The 1,723-nt window shown below is 69.7% G+C and carries 1 pseudogene; it reads right to left on the reverse strand.

What is annotated here, in order from left to right:
* Nucleotides 1–232: 232 nt before the first annotated feature.
* Nucleotides 233–1,617, reverse strand: a pseudogene (locus tag ACERLL_RS17720) (IS1380 family transposase).
* Between the last annotated feature and the right edge of the window lie 106 nt (nt 1,618–1,723).

Here is a 1,723-nt window from a genome sequence, read left to right on the forward strand (position 1 = left end):
CCCGGATTATTCACGGATAGCCGGTTAATGCCCTGGGCCGCAGCTTGATCGGCTTTGGATGCCCCGATTGGGGCAATGCATAAGTCCGAAAAAGAGGCTTTCGGTCTGGCTGGAGCCCCAAAGAGGTGGCCAAAAGCGGGCAACGGCCCCTGCCGGCGCTTCTTGCGGCACTGGCCTCCCCGGGCGCCTCCCGGCGCGGGCCCGTTTCGGTTGTTCAGCAGCGCCGTTGGCGCTATCCGCCAGCCCAGCGCAATCGGTCCAGGCGCTGGAACAGGGGCTGCCAGAGCCGCACCGCGGGCCGGGCGAGCACAACCCGAATCTGGCGGGCGTGGACCAGCACGCGGGCGGCGGTTTTCAGTACCTGCTCCCGCAGCCGCTTGAGGCTGAAGCCCTGGCCCGTGGCCTCTTCCTGCGGCACCCGCAGGGCGTGCATGGCCTCGTAGGCCAGCAGGTGCAGCAACAGCCAGGCCTCGTTGCGGGCGAAGACCTCGGCGTCGGTGGCGACGCCCCGCGAGGTGGCGGACAGCCGGGGCGCAAGCACGTCTTTCAGTTCGCCCATGTGGCCCTCGGCCTTGCCGCGCTGGCGGTAGAGCCGCAGGACCTCTTTGGCCGGATACGGCCCCGGCTCCAGGCTGGTGACCAGCCAGAAGGGCAGTGCAGGAACAGATCATCGGGCCGCTCCTGCACTACCAGGATCAGGCGCCGGTCCGCCGGCCAGGAGCCGGCCTGGTAGCGCTCCTCGATAGCCCCCTCGCGGGGCTCCTTGGGCGGCCGGCCCACCGGGCGCTTCAGGTGGGGCTCGGCCAGCCGATCTAGCGCCTGGTTGCCCCGGAGACGGCCCACATACGGGACGTCGCGCTCCTCCAGGGCCGACAGGGTCGCGTTGTCGGTGAACCCGGCATCCATGCGGGCCAGCCCCACCTGGCACAGGTGCGTCCGGGCCTGATCCACCACGGCGGGGATCCACTCCGGCGCCTCGGCGGCGGGATGGGCCTTGCCCTCGCGCAACCGGGCGTCGAGCAGGTCGCCGGTTTCGGCGACCGAGGCGATCAGCGGGTAATAGACCCGCCCGCCGAGGTGGCCGTTGTAGGCCGAGCCGGCCTGGTGGCCGGCGACATCGATGGCCATGCCGTCGATGTCCAGGGTCAGGCGGCGCTTGCGATGCCCGCCGTTGGCGGCCCGCAGGCGCTGGCCGGCCAAGCGCAGGGTGGCCTCGTGCAGCACGGCCCGGTTGGCCTCGGTGGCCAGCGTGCCCAGAAGCCGGGACAACGTTGGCTGCGAAGGCAGGGCCGCCTCCAGCGGGCTCAGCCCCCGCTGGCTGCTGCCGGCGATCCGCAGCAGCGGATCAGTGGCCTGGCCCTCGGCATCGGCGAGATCGCCCCAGCCCTGGGCGAGCAGGCCGATCACGGTGCGCAGCTGATCGGGCAGCGGGTGCGTGATCTGCCCGGGCTCTCGCGGATCGGCGAGCCACGAAGCCAAGAAGTCGAACGTACCGGCTCGCTCCAGGACATCGCGGACCAGTAACAGGCCGGCATCGCTGCTCTGGTTGGCCTCGCGGGCCTCGACCACCACGGACCGGTTGAACGAAGGGCGGAGCAGTTCTACGCTTTCACCCATGGCGTGAGGCTTCTCCCTTGTACTGATGAGTCTGGACACCTCTGATTATAAAGGGAAAAAGCCTCACGCCATACTTGTGTCTGGGGCCTCCGATGAATTAGCCGGG

Origin of the sequence: Thiohalorhabdus sp. Cl-TMA (assembly GCF_041821045.1) — a bacterium.
In the GTDB taxonomy this organism is placed as follows: Bacteria; Pseudomonadota; Gammaproteobacteria; order Thiohalorhabdales; family Thiohalorhabdaceae; genus Thiohalorhabdus; species Thiohalorhabdus methylotropha.